Here is a 19,034-nt window from a genome sequence, read left to right on the forward strand (position 1 = left end):
AGCGTAAAATGCCCGGTCTACAGCCAATACAGTCCAGTTAATTCCTATGCGCGCATCCCGCTACCTCATTGCAACCCAAAAAGAAACGCCCAGCGATGCCGTGGTCATCAGCCATCAGCTGATGCTGCGCGCGGGCATGATCCGCCGTTTGGCGTCGGGCCTCTACACCTGGTTACCCACGGGGCTGCGTGTGTTACGCAAAGTCGAGCGTATCGTCCGCGAGGAAATGGAGCGCGCTGGTGCCCTGGAGGTGTTGATGCCGGTGGTACAGCCAGCCGAGTTGTGGGAGGAATCCGGGCGCTGGCAGCAGTACGGCCCCGAGCTGCTGCGTATCCGCGATCGCCACGGCAATGCTTTCTGTCTGGGACCAACCCACGAGGAAGTGATCACAGACCTGATCCGCAACGAGGTCAACAGTTACAAGCAGCTACCAGCCAATTTCTTCCAGATACAGACCAAATTTCGCGATGAGATTCGTCCCCGTTTTGGCGTGATGCGCGCGCGTGAATTCACCATGAAGGATGCCTACTCCTTCCACGACAGCGCGGACTCCCTGCAGGAAACCTACGATGTCATGTACAACGCCTACTGTCGCATCTTTGAGCGCATTGGCCTGGACTACCGCCCGGTGCTGGCGGATACCGGCGCCATCGGCGGCTCAAGCTCCCACGAGTTCCACGTCCTGGCGCAGAGCGGTGAGGACGATATCGCCTTCTCCACGGATTCCCGCTACGCCGCCAATGTGGAGTTGGCCGAGGCTGTCGCCCCGGGGGGGGCGCGGCCCGAGCCGAGCTGCGAGATGCAGGAGGTGTATACCCCGGGTCAAAAATCCATCCCGGCGGTAAATGACTTTCTCAAGGCAGACCCGGCACACTCCGTGAAAACACTGATCGTTCTGGGTGAATGTACACAGGGTGAAACCCCACCGCTGCTTGCACTGGTACTGCGTGGTGATCACGACCTGAATACACTCAAGGCGGAAAAACTGGCCGGTGTCGCCAGCCCATTGCAATTTGCCCCCGAGTCGCGTATCGCGGAGGAATTACACTGTACTATCGGCTCACTGGGCCCGGTGGGGATGGAGATTGAAACCATTGTGGACAGGTCTGCCGCCCATCTTGCGGACTTTATCTGTGGTGCCAATCGCGACGACTATCACTACACCGGCGTCAATTGGAACCGCGATGTGAAACTCGACCGCATTGAGGATCTGCGCAATATTGTCACCGGTGACCCCAGCCCGGATGGCCGGGGTACCCTGGAAGTCAGGCGCGGCATCGAAGTGGGCCATATTTTCCAGTTGGGCGACAAGTACAGCCGCGCCATGAACGCCACCCTCCTCGATGAGAACGGTAAAGAGCAGCTGATGAGCATGGGCTGTTATGGTATCGGTGTGTCCCGTATTGTGGCAGCGGCCATCGAGCAGAAACACGATAGTGCCGGCATACTCTGGCCCGAGGCCATTGCCCCTTTCCAGCTGGCCATTGTGCCCATCAATATGCACAAGAGCGATAGGGTAAGGGACAAGTGCGAGCACCTGTACGAATTCCTGCGCAGCAGAGGCATTGATGTACTGCTGATGGACGAGTCCAAGGCGCGCCTCGGCGCCATGTTGGCGGATATTGAGTTGCTGGGTATTCCCCACCGTGTTGTCATTGGCGATCGCGGTCTGGAGAAGGGCGTGGCGGAGTACAAGGGTCGCGCCGATAGCGAGGCCCAGGACTTTGCCCTCTCCCAGTTGGAGACAGTGCTGCTGGAAAAAATTGACCGCTGACACTTGCATTCCGGCCCGCCACTGTTTGGGCCGGATACCCCGCTTACCCAAGAAAACTCTAGACAGGGGGTAGTACCGCCAGTCAAAAAAGGGGCTGCCCATTTTCCCGGGCTTTTCGTAAAATCTCGGACATGATGAGAAAAGCCACTGCTGCTCTGCTGCTCTGTCTTGCCTGGAGCAGTGTCGAATCCCAAAGCCCCGCTGTGAAGGTAGACCCCGAATTGCGCCTCGCGCTGCAGGAGGCTATCAACCAGGCAGGCAGTTTTGTGGATCGCTTCGATGCCGAAGTGTGGCTGATGTCAAAATCCCAGCCGCTTTCCCGCTATATCAAAGACCCAAAAGAGCGCATGCAGGTGTTAAAGGCGGTGCACCGGGAAGCCACCCGGGCCGGCCTGCGCCCCGAGATTGTGCTCGCCGTAATCCAGATAGAGAGCGCCTTCGATCCCTACGCAGTTTCCCGTGTCGGTGCTCAGGGCATGATGCAGGTCATGCCTTTTTGGAAAAAGGAAATCGGGCGCCCGGATGACAACCTGATCAACATGGATACCAACCTGCGCTATGGCTGTACCATTCTCAAGCACTACATCGAAAAGGCCAAAGGCAACCTCGCTAACGCCCTTGCCTATTACAATGGCAGTTATGGTCGCCATACCTATAGCAGCAAGGTTCTGGATGCCTGGGCAACACGCTGGAGATAAAGCATGACCGCCGGTTATTTATTTTTCTCCGGCGGCGCCTGTGCCCTGCTGTTACTGGCAGCGGCAAAAGTGTCTTTGAATCACCATCGACTGGCCGCGGGGCGCTGGCTGATACTGGTGCTGGTTGGCGTCATTTGCTATTTACTGTGGCCCACCCTACCGCCAATGCCTCCGGCAGGCGCATTCCTGATTAACCTGCCGATTTTCTTGGTACCTGCAGCATTCTGGCTCTTTACCCACCTGCTTTGCCGAGAGGAGGAGCCCTTCCCCCGCTGGGGCTGGATACCTATCGGCCTCGCTATTGCATTGAGTATTTTTGCGAAATACGCGCCTTCTTCCCTGGCTTCAGGGGCCCAGACATTGCTCTTTAACCTGTCCCAACTACTGAGCATGGGGCTGGTTGGTGCCGGCATGCTGACGCTGTTGGGGCAATTCCACTCCGACTTAGTGGAGGAGCGCCGGCGGCTGCGTGCCATTTTGCTCATTGCCGTGGGTGTCTACATGCTGATCGTGATCGGCGCTGAATTCCTGTTTACCTACCACCCGGTACCCCATGGGGTACCGACCTTACACGCACTACTCGCCAGCCTCCTCTCCCTAGCCGCCTGCCTGTGGTTGCTGGCACTCTCACCCAGTGCTTTGGGGGAGTCCCTGCCCCCATCCGCCACTCCTGCCGAAGAGAAAATCTCACCTCCTGCACAAGCACCCTCTCCGGATGAGCAGCAGCAAGCACAAATGAGAAAACTGCAGGCACATATGCACAACGGGGGCTATCGCCAGACAGGTCTCACTATTCGTGAACTGGCTGAGCAACTGGATACCCGTGAGCATCTATTGCGCATCCTGATCAACCGCCACCTGGGTTATCGCAATTTCAACGAATATCTAAACCAGTTCCGTATCGATGAGGCCAGTGCGCGCCTGGCCGATCCGGAGCAGGCCCACCTGCCGGTACTCACCATCGCCCTGGATATTGGCTACCGGTCACTGAGCCCTTTCAATGCAGCCTTCAAGCGCCGTCACAACCTGACCCCAACTGAGTACCGTCGGCAAAGGTTACCTACCTGAATCATTGCGGGTTCGAAATCCGTTAGAAATTTTTCACTTTCCGCAAGCCGCGTCATGAAAACCTCTCCAGACTGAGTGCACCACTGCATACAACCCCCGAACAATGGTGGGACACGATATCCCGATAGGGTGTCGCAACAACCAAACTGGGTTGTGCGACAGTGCTGTACGGCATAGTGCCACCGTCAGGCGGGTGCCGTTGAGATTCGGACAATCTCGGACAGTTTCATTCGTGTTTCAAGGGCAACCGCTACCAATTGGTCATTACAAACGGATCGGTTGACCGGGTTGTATAGCAAGAAAACGACGTCTCCATTCCCAATACAATATTGATGGTGAGTGTATGGATTTTCTGATGGAACTGGCCCAATACGGAGCCAAGCACTTTCATTTGACCCTATTTCGCTATGTGTTGGCAGCCTCTGTAATGAGTATCTGCGCAGGCTGGCTGTTTCGTACCTGGATGCATCGCCGCCGCATTCAAAAGCGCCGGGCGGAATGGAAGGATATACGCCGCGAAGTCAGTTTCTCCATGCTGACCGTATGTATCTTTACTGTGATTGGCACCATTATCAGCCTGCTTGAAAAGATGGGGCTAACAAAATTATATTGGCAATGGGGCGACTACCCCATGTGGTGGAATATTGCCAGCCTGCCGGTGCTGATCCTTTTGCACGATGCATACTTTTACTGGACTCACCGGGGCATGCATCACCCAAAAATATTCAAGCACTTTCACCGCCTGCACCACCTATCCCGAACTCCCACGCCCTGGACAGCCTATAGCTTTTCTGTGGGGGAAGCCGCTCTAAACGGGCTCTTCTCACCACTGATCATCCTGATGATTCCCATGCACCCCACTATCTGGCTATCCTTCGTGTTTATCATGATTTTTCGCAACGCTATGCTGCATACGGGCTGTGAGTTTCATCCACGCAACTGGGTGGACGGCCCATTGGACAATATGACCACCACCACCCACCACGATCTGCACCACCAACGCTTCCAGGGCAACTACGGTTTCTACTTCACCTGGTGGGACCGTTGGATGGGTACGGAATTCAAAGACTACAAGCTCGCTTTTCGCCGGGCAGTAGACGGGACGCTATCTGATGCTTCGCAGGAGAAAACAGCCGATGCCCGGACAAACTTAAGCCAGGGTGGCAGCGCCAATATGCCGGCCTGACCCATCCAGCCCGCAGCCGGCCAAATGCGCCAGAACACAATCTGTGGGCTGTGGGCTGTGGGCTGTGGGCTGTGGGCTGTGGGCTGTGGGCTGTGGGCTGTGGGCTGTGGGCTGTGGGCTGTGGGCTGTGGGCTGTGGGCTGTGGGCTGTGGGCTGTGGGCTGTGGGCTTCAGTCTACGCGAAATTGGATTGTTTACTCCCCATCGGTGAAAACCACCACTGGCCGCAGTCTGGCACAACCCTTTGAAATACCAGCGGTTATACGCAATTGACGCGATATCTCAGGAGCGATCAGCCAACAATCTAAGGGATCGAATGGTTTCGGAGTGCACTAATGACCGTGTTGGAGAGGCAGCCAGCGAGATTCACGGTAACAAAAAAGCCCCCAAACCACCATCACCACTTCCAAAAAGAAAAACAGCAGATTGCGCTCGTCAAATCCGCTGATGAACAGCATAGCGTACAACCGGCCGAGCCCAAAGCCGATATAGGCCATTGAAAGCGCCGCATAGGCCACTCTGCGATACCGCCGCAATGCCTGTGCAATCAAAAGAACCACAGCAATCGCCAGCATAAAACCGCCATAAGTAGCCAGAAATTCAGGCATTGCGGCAGAGGTATTGAATGTGATCCCGATAGCAGCGGCGAAAGCTTGCGGGTAAAGCAATGCCCCCAGACCCACAAATGCAAAAATCAACGCATTGCCAGCCAGGTAGATCCTTCCAAAATATCTCAATGCTAATTCCCCTCCAACCGTAGTCATCGAACACTTCTTGCGACCGGCCCCAAATTGTCCTACGGCACGACTAAAGTGTGACTACAGTATATATGAGGCTCTAACCGCCATAAGCCCTATTAATCATTCGTTGGCAGTGTTTGCCCGGTAGATGCTAAAAAACGGGAACTGGGCCAGTTCCTGAAATGACATTTAGTCTTTGAAGAGCAGTTCGAGGGGATATCCAGTGAACCGCTTGGTTTTCTCGATCACAAGATGCGAAGTCATACGGGATATGGCTGCTGCTTCATTGGCCAACAGTTGTTCAGATACCAAATTGAAGTCCGCTGCGTCCGGACATACAAATCGCAACATATAGTCGAACTCCCCGGACATCTTCACACAGGAAACAATCTGAGGGATATCATTGATAATATGGCGGAAATTTTCACTGGTCCGCGCATCTTGGCGCTTCAGTGCCACATTCACATAAAATTCGGCATGGCGCACTTTGTCCAGGTTTATCTCTGCAAGAAACGCGCGGATATAACGCTCACTGGTCAGGCGCTTCACCCGGGCCAGACAAGCACTCTCCGACAATCCAATCTGTTCACTCAAGTTCAGGTTGCTAATACGGGCGTTGGTTTGCAGTGCCTGCAAAATACGCAAATTATGCCGGTCAATTTTCACGAAGTTGGTTTCTTTTGCATCTGAAAGGGGGCAAGGATAGCGGTATTCGCCGATGGCTGAAACACTCTATTGTTTCGCGCGGGTAGAAGTGCTCGCCTCGGCAAGGGCATCCGGGGCGTATTCAACAGCCGTCCGCTCAGCTGACCTGGCGGCACCCGTGGGTAACAAAGCGCTCAATACGATCCAGCGCACGGGTCAACTCTGCCTCCTCTGCCGCGAGAGTCAGACGCACATGATTCACTGCACTCCGGCCGAATGGCGCGCCGGGCAGCACGGAAACCCGCTCGGCATCCAGCAGGGCCTCGGCAAACTCCTGCCCTGAGGCGGCCACTTCGGACACATCCACCATCACGAACATGCCTGCCTCTGGGCTGTAGCAGTTGAGGCCCGGTATCCTGCCAATACGCGCAACAATCAGGTCCCGGCGCCGCTTGTAGGCATCGCGCATCTGCTTGACAAAGTAGCTGTCAAACTCCAGGGCAAACGCGGCCGCTTCCTGGATAAACTGCGGGCAGCCAAAAATAGTGGCACCGGCAAACTGCGCCAGTCGCTCCACCAAAGGTCCCCGCGCCACTGCCCAACCCAGGCGCCAACCACTCATCGCGTGGGATTTGGACAGGCCATCGATCACGACAATATTGTCCAGCGCTTCCGCCGCGGTGCGTAGGGAAGTATGCCGGCGAGCAAAAGTGATCATGGAGTACATCTCATCGCACACCAGCCAGATCCCCCGTTCACGACAATCGGCCGCAAGCGCACGCAACTGCCCCGGTGTCGCCATGGCACCGGTGGGGTTAACCGGAGTGTTGATCATCACCACCCGGGTTTGCTCGCTGATGGCCGCCTTGATCGCCTCCACATCAAAGGCAAAGTCCTTTTCTGCCGGGCAGGCCACCCGTTTCACCGACAGCCTGAGACTGTCGCAGATGGGCACATAACCGATATACATCGGTTCGGGGATCACGATCTCCTCACCGGGGTTGAGCAGGCAGGAAAGCACGGCATAAATGGCGTTAGTCCCACCGGGAAACACCACTACATCATCGGGATTGCAGGGGTGTGGTGACACTTTGCTCTCAATATCTGCTATAGCGCGTTGCAGCATGGGCTCACCGGCGGCAGGTGAGTAATGCGTACGCCCGACACCCAGGCGGGCACGGGCAAAATCCAGAATGGGCTCAGGGGTATCGAAATTGGGATCTCCCACACAGAGAAAAATAACATCTTCCCCGGTGTTGGCCAGCCTGTGGGCCCGGTCACTGACGGCCCAGACATTGGAATCCTCACAGTTCAGTGCCTCGCTTTGCAAGCTGAATCGGGGAGTAAAATCTGTCACGCTTTTTAACACTTTATCCGCTGTTTATGCCGCTACCTTAGCGATCGCGAAAGTAATCGATTACGCTATATCACCATAGAATGTGCAGTAGTCAGGTGTTTTCGGGGCTTTTCCCGCAGATAATGCTGTGGATACGTCCTCTGTGGCGATCTTCGACCCGGGATTGGCTTCCGGTCTGCCTTGGGATGACCTGTTCTAAAAAAGACAATCTGTTACCGATAAAACCCCAAGCACCGTCAAAAATCCTGACTGCCAAGACTGTTCTATCATGGGGCAATTCTAGCGCCATCAAAAAATGCCTGATAAAGCACTACAGGCAATGCGAGACTGCACAAACTCGCTACCGGTTTGCAGTTCAGATCTGCTTCACACTGCACTGGTGCCAATAAAGGCAGCGCAGTACAAACTTGTCTACTGTCTTCTCACCACTGTGCATCACCCATATAACTCAATTCAGGCTACCAGGCAGTGATGGTAAGAGACACGATTACCGTTTAAACCTGAAGCCGGGGTATCTACAGGCCAACAAAAACCAGGCACACCTGTTGGTAACCCAACCGGTACAGTATCTTCTCGGCTGCTGAGACATTTTCAAACGGTTTGAAACACCTTAAGCTTACCACCAGCATTCGCGAAACCATGAAAGCCGATCAAGGTGGAACACATCCCATACAACTCCTTAATACTCACCTATATTTACAGGTTGAAAAGGAAATAGCGTATGAAAAACCGGCATTACACAAAGCATGTTGGAATTGTTGGCTGCTCCGCCGAGGGTGCGGCTCTCTGCTACAAGACTATCTGCACAGAGAGCAGAAAATACCTCGGTGAGCATGCACACCCCGAGATCTCCATGCATACCCATTCTTTAGCCCGTTATGTGAAATGCCTTGAGGCAAATGACCTGCGGGGCGTTGGCGACCTGATGCTCTCTTCTGCCAACAAGCTCAAAGCACAGGGGGCAGACTTCCTGGTCTGCCCGGACAACACCATTCACAAGGCTTTCGATTATGTTGTACAAAAATCCCCCCTGCCCTGGCTCCATATCGGCGATTGTGTGGTTGCGGCAGCACAAGCTCTCGGGTACAAAAAGCCCGGCATACTGGGCACCCAGTGGCTGGTAGAAAGCGATGTGTATCCGGCAAAACTAGTAACTGCCGGGCTCAGCTGGCAGCGTCCACCAAAGAAAGCGATAGAAAACATAGGCCAATTGATTATGCATGAATTAGTCTACGGGATTTTCAAGCCTGAAACTGTTCAGTACTTTCAGAATATCATTGGTGATCTGGAGGATGCGGGATGCGATAGCGTTATCCTGGGTTGTACAGAGATACCATTAATTATCGATAACAGTAATTCATCAATTCCAACACTCAACTCCAACCGCCTTTTGGCTGAAGCAGCGATTAAAGAGGCTATACCCGTTGACCGGAGAATGTCATCCTACCATACCAGCTAGGTGTAGTATTCAGACCATACCCTCATCAAGGATCCTTACCGCCCTACCTCCCATAGAGCCAGAGACGCGGTCAATGAGCACCTGGCCCATGATGTAGCAACCGTTTTTGCACCAGCGTAATGCTCCCTGAAGTCAGCATTCTGCCTGCAATTGCAGCAGGTCAATTGATCTCGCGAGTTGATGCCTGTCTCCCCAGGTACCTTTCCCTGTGGGGCGCTAACCACCGGTTTTGTGAAATAGTTTTTCACGTTCCGCAATCTCAGGGCAGGTATCGGTGAGCAATTGCCCGCCTACACCGATGTTATCGTAGGAATGCTCTTCAATATGGATTGTGAGCAAGTTGGCATCCAGCCCTGTACTTTCCTCAAAAGCCCGGGTTAATGCAGCGACACAGGCAACTTTTTTCTCCCTCGGCAGGCGGGGTGCGTAAACAACAATGTGTGGCATAACCAATCTCCATCCTAAACTGTACAGACGTCTACCGTGTTGATTCGGCATTCAGACTAGCATGAATACACTAGAAACAGGGACCTCGACCGTCACCGTTGCGGTATCCCAACTGGAATGACCTTTTAAGGCGGACTCAGATGGAGAAAAGAACCTTGTTATTGGGCCGCCTTCACGGTTCACATCCCCCAGTCTCACCCTAATGTGGTATTGTTGGGTAAGAAATAATAATTATGAATAGTCTTGGGAGCAGATATGGAAACCAAAATTCTCATGATTCAACCCATAGTTGCGCTGATTATCTGGTCGCTGGTGATGTGGGCATGGATGTATGTAACCCGCCTGCCAGCCATTGCGGCAGCAAAAATGCAGATGGACCCCAATGCCCCCGCTGGCGATCAGATGTCAAAACTACCGGCAAAGGTCCGCTGGAAAGCCGATAACTACAATCACTTGATGGAGCAGCCAACGATCTTTTACGCCATTGCGCTTTCTCTAGCCGTCATTGGTGATTCAGCTACTATCAATATTTTTGCCGCATGGTCTTATGTTGCCTTGAGAATTCTGCACAGCCTGATACAGGCACTGGGCAATAAAATTGAATTGCGTTTTTTCGTTTTCCTGTTATCCAACATCCCGCTGATACTGCTGACATTCAATGGCGCTCGAGCGGTTTTTCAATAGGCTAGCATTACTGGCACAACCGATTCAGATACCGGTTACTCGGTAGCTGCGCTGGTGATGCATCCGGCAGTTCCGGTCCCGAACCAGCATAACAACCTGCCAGGTTCTGCAGTTGGGGGCAGAGCGCGGTTTTTTCGAGAGTGGATTGCCTTTCCAGCACCCTGCCAAGGGTCTCATCGCCCAGCCTCCAAGGCTCTGGATACCAAACTTCAGGGCCTATTTTAGTCTGGCAAAAACCGCAATCGCGCGCTTGCGACCAGCCCCCACATCACAGATGACTTGAGGATACCCCGAAACAGGGGGTGGATTGTGGATTTCCCTGTTATTGAGTGAGGCCAGTTCCGGGATATATCGGCGAATAAATGTGCCGTCAGGATCAAATTTCTGCGATTGGCTGTAGGGGTTGAAGACACGGAAATAGGGGGCGGCATCGGTGCCTGTAGAGGCAGTCCACTGCCAACCACCATTGTTGGAGGCGAAATCGCCGTCGATGAGGTGCTGCATAAAATAGCGTTCGCCCCAGCGCCAGTCGATCAGCATATTCTTGCTGAGAAATGAGGCCACAATCATGCGCAGGCGATTGTGCATCCAGGCACTTTCATTTAACTGATGCATGGCGGCATCCACAATAGGGACCCCGGTTTCGCCGCGACCCCAACAGTCAAAAAGCTTCTGGTTATAAACCCAGGGAATCCGCTCAGTCTCCAGCTTAAATGGCTGGCCCTTACTCAGGCGAGGGAAGTCCACCAGCAGATGGGTGTAGAACTCACGCCAAATCAGCTCGCTGATCCAGCAGGCAATACCCTCACTGCCTCCCTGCCAATTACCATCATTTAAACTGAGAGCCATATAGGCGCACTGGCGAATGGAAATGGCTCCGCTGTTCAGATAAGGCGATAATCGAGAAGTGCTGTCCAATGCGGGGAAATCCCGCTCGGCCTGATATCTGGTGATCCTCTCACCAAATAGCTTCAGGCGCTTCTGTGCCTCCTTCTCCCCGGCCTTCCAGCCTTTCACCATCCCTGTCACAGTATTATCGATTGAATAGTGAGGTAACTGGCTGGGTATTTTCTGAGTCAGTCTGACACCCCTCCCCATTTCCAGCCATTTCGGCCAATGTGATCCCCCATCGAGGATTGGCATTTTTCTCGGCACCGGCAGAGGATTAACCGCACTTTCCGCACACAATTGAAGAAGGGTACGCTTGAAGGGGGTAAACACTTTATAGGGTTCGCCATTGCCGGTTCTTACCGATCCCGGTGGCAACAAGGTGCGGTCGCTATAGTACTCGATATGAATACCGCTCTTGCACAATATATCCCGCACAGCATGGTCCCGGCGCTGTTCATTTATTGGATACTCCGCATTGGCAAATACGCCCTCGATTTTCAAGCGCAGCGCAACTTGCTGCAGCGCTTTGGGCACCTGGGAAAAAGTAGAAATATTGAGGCAATACAGGGGAATATTGCGGGTTTGCAACCGGGTCTGCAATTCGTGCAGACAGGCCATGCGAAAGGCCACCAGAGCATCGCCCTCACCATGAGATTTCCAGTTGTGGGGGCAGGCAATAAAGAGAGCGGCCAAGTATTCGCAACACTGACTGGCGCGGTACAGGGCCGAGTTGTCCTGCATACGCAGATCGCTGCGAAACCACACCAGGCCGCGCGCCAGGGAAAGCGGCCGGCGCATTACTTTAACGGCTCCCGCAGTTGCTCAATTGCACTATCTCCACTGCCCGGCAGTACAGAAGTCATGGGCAGCTGTTCCAGCGTATCCAGACCAGGGCACAGCTTCAATATGGCACACCTCCCCCCCGCTGTAGAGGCGGTGTTACTTGCCGCTGCGGGCCCGCCAGCGGGCCGTCACCGGTACGAGGGGCCACTTCGCGAATAGGCAGGCGGGTCTCTTTGGGTGTTTCAGTGTCAACCATAGCGGCTTTCAACGGAATTCACACAAACCCAGCTCGGCGGGCTCGGCGGCGAGCAGAACCTGGCTGTGAATAAAATGGTGCGGGCTGCGCGGCAAATAATGGCGCAGCATGGTGAGCACCGCGGACAGGGGTTTATGCCCCTGGCGATATGCCTCAATCAGTTGTGCCAATTCCGCCCGCTCCGCCCTGCTTAAATATCCCTTCAAGTGCCCCTGACTGTGCATCAGGGCATTAGTCCGATCCTCGCGGCTGGCCTGGTGCGCAAGAATTTCCATCATTTTCCCCCGCACTTCACTGGCAAATTGCTTCGGCCCCAGCATGCGGGCGTTGGCGATAAACTGGCCGAGTGCTCGGGTCAGGGGTTGGCTGTGTGCGAGCAGGAGATACTTGTAAGCGGTATAGAACTCGATGACCCGCGCGGGACGCAGATCGGGCGCCACATAGCGGTGCCAGGCATCGTAGGCAAACACGCGGGTGAGGAAGTTTTCGCGCAGGCTGCTGGCATTCAAACGCCCCACTTCCTCCAGGGGCAGGTGCGGGAAATGGTGGCGCAAGCGCGCCGTAAACAGTCCAGAATCGTGAGCCAGAACACCCTTCCCGTCGGCCTTATAGTGCGGTGTGGTGCGCACACCGCAACTTGGGGACCTCTGCATCAGGATAAAACCGCGCAGGTTTTCCACCTCTGGCACAATCTGGTCCCCATAGGCCTCCAGTGCCTCGGTAACCTCTATGGCGGGATCATCCCGCCCTACCGCCCGCAGGCGATCGCTCACAATCAAGTGGATGGGTGGTCGCGGCACACCCATACCAATCGCCACCTCCGGGCAATAGGCGTGCAGGTCAAAGCAGTGACCCAATAATTCGGTGCAGACTTTACTGTGCTTGTGGCTGCCGTTGTATCGCACCGGATCACCCATCGCGCAACGGCTGATTCCCACCGGGATCTTGTGAGGCAACAGCTGGATATGCATGGTTTTAAGGCGCAGAAAATATCTGTTTCTTTTTTATAGCCTGTCGTGTTTAGTTATACAAGGACTACTTTTATACAGCTTTCTGGCGCCAGGGCTTGAACTCCACCCCGCTTGCACCCACCCCCATCACAGCTACAATGCGAGGTCACATTCTTATCGGGCAGCTTGACAGCCAGGCTTTACTTCACCGCCTCTACCGGTCACCTGTGCGGTCTCTACCTGCCCGAAACTACGGATTAGCCCATGATTCCAGCATTGCGCGAAGTCGACGAGGTTCAGGCGCTGTATTTGCAGTTTTTGCAGACGCTGACAGACGCTGGTTTTCGCGGTGACATCGCCTCCAGTTATGCCAACCGCACAGTTCTGGCAACAGACAACTCCATTTATCAGGTACTGCCCCAGGCAGTGGTATTCCCCCGCGACAATCGCGACCTGCAATTATTGGCGGAACTGGCCGACCGGGAGGAATTCCACTGCGTGGTGCTCTCCCCCAGAGGCGGTGGTACCGGCACCAATGGCCAGTCCCTCAGCGACGGACTGGTGGTGGATATCTCCCGACATATGAACCAGATTCTGGAAATCAATGTGGAGCAACGCTGGGTGCGCGTACAGGCGGGCGTCGTAAAGGATCAGTTGAATGCCGTCCTCAAGCCCCACGGCCTGTTCTTTGCCCCGGAACTCTCCACCAGCAACCGCGCCACCATCGGCGGCATGATCAATACCGACGCCTCGGGCCAGGGCTCCTGTGTCTATGGCAAGACCCGCGACCACGTGTTGGAGCTGCATACCGTGCTCATAGGCGGCGAACTGTGGCGATCCTCATCAATAGAAGAGGCGAAGTTGCGGGAAATCAGCAGCGGCGATAACCGCTCGGCCAAAGTGCACAAAACCTGCGACGAAATTGCGCGGCAAAAGGCGGATTTGATTGAGGAGAGATTTCCCAAGCTGAACCGCTGCCTCACAGGCTACGATCTGGCCCATATCCGCGAGAACGGGTGCTTTAACCTCAACAGTGTGCTGTGCGGCTCCGAGGGCACCCTCGGCTTTGTGGCAGAGGCAAAGCTCAACCTGCTGCCAATTCCAAAGTGCGTAGCGCTGGTAAACCTGAAATACGACCACTTCCGGGATGCCCTGCGCGACGCCAAGCACTTGATGGACGCCGGCCCCATGTCTATCGAAACGGTGGACAGCAAGGTACTGCAGTTGGCCATGGAGGATATCGTGTGGCACAGCGTGAGCGGGTTTTTCCCCACAGAGGACAGGCCAGTCAAAGGAATCAACCTGGTGGAGTACACAGCGGATTCCGAAGAGGAGCTGGAAAGTGCACTGGCAGGATTCACCGCACAAATAGGCGAAGCGATCGGCCAGCCGGGCAAGAGCTTCGGCTACTCCGTCGCCCGCGGCCATGCGGAAGTTAACCGCATCTGGGCCATGCGCAAACGGGCAGTGGGTCTGCTGGGCAATGCCCCTGGGGAAAAGCGTCCGATTCCGTTTGTGGAAGATACTGCGGTACCCCCGGAACAACTGGCGGATTTCATCACCGAATTTCGTGCGATTCTGGATGGAGCGGGACTCGATTATGGCATGTTTGGCCATGTGGATGCAGGGGTATTGCACGTGCGCCCAGCCATTGATATGAAAGACCCGCAGCAGGCGGCACAGATACGTCCCATCACAGATCGGGTAGTGGCACTCACACAGAAATACCGGGGGTTGTTGTGGGGTGAACACGGCAAGGGAGTCAGGTCAGAATATGCGCCGGAATTTTTTGGGGAACTCTACCCCGAGCTACAAAAAATCAAAGCCGCCTTCGACCCACGCAACCAGCTGAACCCCGGCAAAATTGCCACACCCGACAATAGTGCCAACCTGTTGAAAATTGACGTGGTGGCGATACGCGGCGAATACGACCGGCAGATTCCCGCCCGGGTATGGGAGGGCTACAGCGAGGGGGTACACTGCAACGGCAATGGCGCTTGCTTCAATTGGAACCCTGACAACGCCATGTGCCCCTCCTACAAAGCCACACGCAACCGGATTCACTCGCCCAAGGGACGCGCCTCACTCATGCGGGAATGGCTGCGTCTGTTGAGCAGTCGCGATGTGGATGCGGTAGCCTGTGCACGCAAATACCGGGAGCGCTCCTTTTTTGTCGGCCTGCCCAAGCGCATCGTGAACTCCCTTGCCAAAATGCGTGGCGAGTACGATTTCAACCACGAAGTGAATGAGGCCATGCAGGGTTGCCTGGCATGTAAATCCTGTGCGGGCCAATGCCCTATCAAAGTGGATGTACCGGAGTTTCGCAGCAAGTTCCTCGAACTATATTACAGTCGCTACCTGCGTCCGTTAAGAGACTATGTCGTGGCTGGGTTGGAATTTTTGATGCCGCAGTTGGCAAAGCTGCCACAGCTCTATAACTGGCCGTTGAAACTGAAGCCGGTAACTACCCTGATGGAACGCGCTCTTGGTATGGTAGACAGCCCGCTGCTCTCACAGGCAACACTGCAGGCCAGGGTGCAGGCACTGGGAGTGCCTACCGCCAGCAAAGCCTGCCTGGAGACCCTGGGCCCCAGCCAGTGCAGCCGTGCGGTGATTATCGTACAGGACGCCTTTACCAGCTATTTTGACGCCAAAGTGGTATCGGACATACTGCGCCTGCTCAAGCATCTGGATTTCGTACCCCTATTGGCGCCCTACCGGGCCAACGGCAAGCCGCTGCATGTGTACGGATTCCTGCGCCAATTCCAGCGGGTAGCTCAGGGCAACAGTGAAATGCTCAACGATCTGGCGGCGCGTGGTATCCCCCTGGTAGGCATAGACCCCTCCATGACTCTCACCTATCGCTCGGAATACAAAAAGCTCCTCGGCGAACGGGCGCCAAAAGTCCAGCTGCTGCAGGAATGGCTGGCTGAGCAGCAGGATCACCTGGTACAACAACGCGAACGGATACGCCCCGGCAGTTTCCAGTTGCTGCCCCACTGCACAGAACAGACTATTGCCACCGCCTCGCTGAAAGACTGGCAAACGATATTCTGCGCACTCGGTCTTGAGCTGCAAACCGAAAGCCTTGGCTGTTGCGGCATGGCCGGCACCTACGGTCACGAGACTGCACATAAGGAAACCTCGCGGATAATCTTCCAACAATCCTGGGCCGCCAAACTCAGTCACGGTGACAGCAACCAACTCGCCACCGGCTACTCTTGCCGCTGCCAGGCGAACCGCTTCGCGGGTGTTAGTCTGCGCCACCCTCTGCAGGGAGTGCTGGCACAACTCAAAAACTAGGGATTAACTGACATAAGGGGCCGGCAAAAGTGCATCCCTGAACCGTCCACCGAAAGCAGCCTGCGGGAAGTCCCAGTGTACAAAGACCCGGCCAGTTTACCGATCTTATTTTATCAACTCCTCGGCATGGTGGTACTGCTCCTTGTTCTCTTTACAATGCAAAACACCTGGCACAAAGAGGCGGAAATTGGAAGGAACGGTACCCAGAACCCGCTGGCATGGATCAATAAGGCCGAAACCCTTGCCCGCAGTGGCAACTACCACGACGCTCTGCCCTTGTATGAAAAAGCCATTGCCGCACTTGCGCCATATCCATCCCAACAGCACCCCCTGCGCTACCGGTATGGTATTGTTTTAAATGCTCTGGGTGCCAAATCGCGTCCAGACCTGTATTTACTAGCCCGCGCCCAGTTTCAATCCGTACTCGACTACCTGAATTCCGGTGCCAAATTACCGCTTTCAGCCGCCAGGGTCCGCTCCGCGCTGGCACACACCTATCATCAGCAAGCCGCCAGCGAACCCACAACCACCCTGCGCACGCAGCTGCTGAACACGGCCTACCTCCTCTATAAGGATGCTGTGGCCGGGCTGATGGATCAGGGGGAATGGCACAACCTCGCCATTACCTACTTCAACCTGGGTCAGGTCTGTGAATGGCAGGGCAACCTTCAGGAAGCCATCGCCTGGCTGGATAAGGCGGTGCAACTGGATTTTCGCTACGGGTTTCCCGACCTGAAAGAGGACAGGGACTACCTTTCTGCACTGCGCCAACAGGTCCAGCCGATTGTGCAGCACACGGAAACTCCCCTCTGAGCGCACTGTGTGCTTACTCACTACCTTGTGATTAAAAAGTGCCTCTGCCGTGCCACCCCATTTCTCCGGTGATTGAGTTGATTTGGATGGTCAGTCACAAATAATTGCAAAGAAATTTTTTACTTTCCTGCCTGTGTCCGGAAAGTCCATCTCGGGCGGGGGACTTCCCTGTCTTAGGATGACATCGCTGTCATCTTTTTTTTCACTATCGGAAATCATTTACCAAGGGGGAGTGGGTCTGCGCCAACAGCAACTGCACAAAAAGCGATCAGAGCAAAATAGTTGCTCCAAAAGGCCAGTAACGGGTATTTGGTATTATTTTTGAAAAAAAAAAAGCCATTTCATACGGGTTATTGTGGTTTTTCAGAAAAAGTTGATCAGTGCGAGATCGCCTGTAATATAACCAGCGTTGATTAAATATTGATCAAATATTCCTAAGGATACTTTAACTTCATAAGCACCGTTTGGCTTGTGATTATTTTCCTCCTGGAGGTAATGGGACATGACGAAACAGACTCTGCGTAATACCTTCTTCTTCCTGGCCGCTTTCCTCGCTATTGGTATAAGTGTCAATGCATCGGCAGCTATTAAGAAAACCATGGTCGTGGACGCAACGGCTTACAATTCTGTACCCGGGCAGACAGACAGTGACCCCTGGGTAGCAGCCTGGAACAACCGCCTGCGCCCGGGCGATAAGGTGATCGCTGTATCCCGTGATCTGGAAAAGCACGGTCTGACCAATGGTGCCAAGGTAAAGATTGAAGGACTTCCCGGTACCTATACCGTGCGCGATCGTATGAACAAGCGCTTCAGAAACCGTATCGATGTGTGGATGGAAAAAGATATCAAGAAAGCCCGTGCCTGGGGCAAGAAAAAGCTGAAAATCATTTTTGAACCGGCCAAATAAGCAGAGCTGATTTCATCACTCCTTGTGACCCCGCCCTCCAGCGGGGTTTTTTGTATTGTCATTACATGGCAATCAGCCAGCACTGACGAACCTGAATTAAAATAACCAATGACAATGGGTGAGCTGAAATTAAAGCGTGACATTTGTATATATAAACAGAATTTTACCCCCAATACTGTTTACCACGTTACAGGGCTACCTTATACGTCACCTAGAAATACCGCCAATAGTTGGCTCAGCCTACAACTATTGAATCGGTACTTTCACTTCTCAACTACCAGTTTCTGGTCCTCCAAACCAGGGGTAACCGGGTATTTTAAATTGGACGGCATTAAACACCCTTCCTTTCTGTGAAGAACTTTGCGGCTTTATTGGTCACCCAGGCTACCTCTGCAGCGCTGCTATAAACAGGAATAAGCCATCGATCAACAATGAGCAGATCACTGTCATGGATGTCAGCGTCCAATATGTTGTGGTCATTGCCCTGAATCGTCTAAGTTATGCATGAAAAATACCATCGGAGAGTGCTCAGACAGGGTAATAGATTCAGAATACTCTAAAAACCAAATTCTGTTAATCAACTTATTCCCAGAATCAACTTATTAAGTTGTGTAATTAACATATTGCGTATTCTTAAGCCCCTCAATATTAAGCTCTACTTGAATCATACGGGAGTCTTTTTTAACTCATCCTTTCTCCTCACAAAAATCACGAGTGGAGGCAGATTTGAAGGTCAGAAAAACAAGTGCTCTTCCTAGATTTTCATCTTTCTTTCAATAATCAAATGAAATAGCAGATTAATCTTATTTTGTGTCAAATCCGAATGCAGTTTCAACATTCGAAAACCTATTAGAGAACCCATATGACAAAATTGACATAAAACCGACGGTACCGGAGGTAGATTATAAATATTAGTCATATCACTAAGATAGAGATTTACATCTCAAAAATATGGTTATTTGCTATGACTTTACTACTTAACTATAAGATCGTTATTTATATTAACGGAGAATTAAATGGAAAAAACTGTAGCAGTTTGCAGAGAAGGGTTGGCTGAAACAAAGCTCGCCCATG

The 19,034-nt window shown here is 53.6% G+C and carries 15 protein-coding genes; 9 read left to right on the forward strand and 6 right to left on the reverse strand.

The window, feature by feature from the left end; all coding sequences use genetic code 11:
• Nucleotides 1–46 precede the first annotated feature (46 nt).
• The 4 genes from M8T91_RS14855 (at nt 47) to M8T91_RS14870 (ending at nt 4,726) form a co-directional block, all read left to right on the forward strand.
• The gene (locus M8T91_RS14855; RefSeq protein WP_301414943.1) at nt 47–1,774 is read left to right on the forward strand and encodes a proline--tRNA ligase; all 1,728 of its coding nucleotides are present in this window, start codon (nt 47–49) and stop codon (nt 1,772–1,774) included.
• Between the two features lie 131 nt (nt 1,775–1,905).
• On the forward strand, nt 1,906–2,472 hold the full coding sequence (locus tag M8T91_RS14860; RefSeq protein WP_301414944.1) for a lytic transglycosylase domain-containing protein: 567 nt from the start codon (nt 1,906–1,908) through the stop codon (nt 2,470–2,472).
• Nucleotides 2,473–2,475: 3 nt separating this feature from the next.
• A complete protein-coding gene (locus M8T91_RS14865; protein WP_301414945.1) occupies nt 2,476–3,540 on the forward strand; it encodes a helix-turn-helix domain-containing protein in 1,065 nt (354 codons plus the stop codon).
• A 343-nt stretch (nt 3,541–3,883) separates the two neighbouring features.
• Nucleotides 3,884–4,726: a sterol desaturase family protein gene (locus tag M8T91_RS14870; protein WP_301414946.1), complete on the forward strand. Its 843-nt coding sequence runs from the start codon at nt 3,884–3,886 to the stop codon at nt 4,724–4,726.
• A gap of 331 nt (nt 4,727–5,057) precedes the next feature.
• On the opposite strand, the gene M8T91_RS14875 is transcribed toward M8T91_RS14870, so the two are convergent.
• The 3 genes from M8T91_RS14875 to M8T91_RS14885 form a co-directional block, all read right to left on the reverse strand.
• Nucleotides 5,058–5,489: a DUF4345 family protein gene (locus M8T91_RS14875; protein WP_301414947.1), complete on the reverse strand. Its 432-nt coding sequence runs from the start codon at nt 5,487–5,489 to the stop codon at nt 5,058–5,060.
• A gap of 165 nt (nt 5,490–5,654) precedes the next feature.
• Nucleotides 5,655–6,131, reverse strand: a complete 477-nt coding sequence (locus M8T91_RS14880; RefSeq protein WP_301414948.1) for an Lrp/AsnC family transcriptional regulator — start codon at nt 6,129–6,131, stop codon at nt 5,655–5,657.
• A 136-nt stretch (nt 6,132–6,267) separates the two neighbouring features.
• A complete protein-coding gene (locus M8T91_RS14885) occupies nt 6,268–7,467 on the reverse strand; it encodes a pyridoxal phosphate-dependent aminotransferase (RefSeq protein WP_301414949.1) in 1,200 nt (399 codons plus the stop codon).
• 721 nt (nt 7,468–8,188) lie between these two features.
• On the opposite strand from M8T91_RS14885, the gene M8T91_RS14890 reads away from it, so the two are divergent.
• A complete protein-coding gene (locus M8T91_RS14890) occupies nt 8,189–8,926 on the forward strand; it encodes an aspartate/glutamate racemase family protein (RefSeq protein WP_301414950.1) in 738 nt (245 codons plus the stop codon).
• A gap of 216 nt (nt 8,927–9,142) precedes the next feature.
• Here the strand turns inward: M8T91_RS14890 and M8T91_RS14895 are convergent, their stop codons facing one another.
• Complete coding sequence (locus tag M8T91_RS14895; protein ID WP_301414951.1) at nt 9,143–9,373, reverse strand: tautomerase family protein; 231 nt, start codon at nt 9,371–9,373, stop codon at nt 9,143–9,145.
• A gap of 255 nt (nt 9,374–9,628) precedes the next feature.
• On the opposite strand from M8T91_RS14895, the gene M8T91_RS14900 reads away from it, so the two are divergent.
• The gene (locus M8T91_RS14900; RefSeq protein WP_301414952.1) at nt 9,629–10,057 is read left to right on the forward strand and encodes an MAPEG family protein; all 429 of its coding nucleotides are present in this window, start codon (nt 9,629–9,631) and stop codon (nt 10,055–10,057) included.
• 216 nt (nt 10,058–10,273) lie between these two features.
• On the opposite strand, the gene M8T91_RS14905 is transcribed toward M8T91_RS14900, so the two are convergent.
• Nucleotides 10,274–11,746, reverse strand: coding sequence for a cryptochrome/photolyase family protein (locus M8T91_RS14905; RefSeq protein WP_301414953.1), 1,473 nt, complete (start codon nt 11,744–11,746; stop codon nt 10,274–10,276).
• Between the two features lie 249 nt (nt 11,747–11,995).
• On the reverse strand, nt 11,996–12,943 hold the full coding sequence (locus M8T91_RS14910; RefSeq protein WP_301414954.1) for a DUF523 and DUF1722 domain-containing protein: 948 nt from the start codon (nt 12,941–12,943) through the stop codon (nt 11,996–11,998).
• Nucleotides 12,944–13,201: 258 nt separating this feature from the next.
• Between M8T91_RS14910 and ydiJ the strand changes: the two genes are divergently transcribed.
• The 3 genes from ydiJ to M8T91_RS14925 all read left to right on the forward strand — a co-directional run bounded on the left by ydiJ (nt 13,202) and on the right by M8T91_RS14925 (nt 17,960).
• Nucleotides 13,202–16,240, forward strand: a complete 3,039-nt coding sequence (gene ydiJ / locus M8T91_RS14915) for a D-2-hydroxyglutarate dehydrogenase YdiJ (protein ID WP_301414955.1) — start codon at nt 13,202–13,204, stop codon at nt 16,238–16,240.
• Nucleotides 16,241–16,315: 75 nt separating this feature from the next.
• Nucleotides 16,316–17,053, forward strand: a complete 738-nt coding sequence (locus M8T91_RS14920) for a tetratricopeptide repeat protein (protein ID WP_301414956.1) — start codon at nt 16,316–16,318, stop codon at nt 17,051–17,053.
• A 502-nt stretch (nt 17,054–17,555) separates the two neighbouring features.
• Complete coding sequence (locus M8T91_RS14925) at nt 17,556–17,960, forward strand: 3D domain-containing protein (RefSeq protein ID WP_301414957.1); 405 nt, start codon at nt 17,556–17,558, stop codon at nt 17,958–17,960.
• Nucleotides 17,961–19,034 lie beyond the last annotated feature (1,074 nt).

It is taken from the genome of Microbulbifer sp. MI-G (assembly GCF_030440425.1).
Taxonomy (GTDB): Bacteria; Pseudomonadota; Gammaproteobacteria; order Pseudomonadales; family Cellvibrionaceae; genus Microbulbifer; species Microbulbifer spongiae.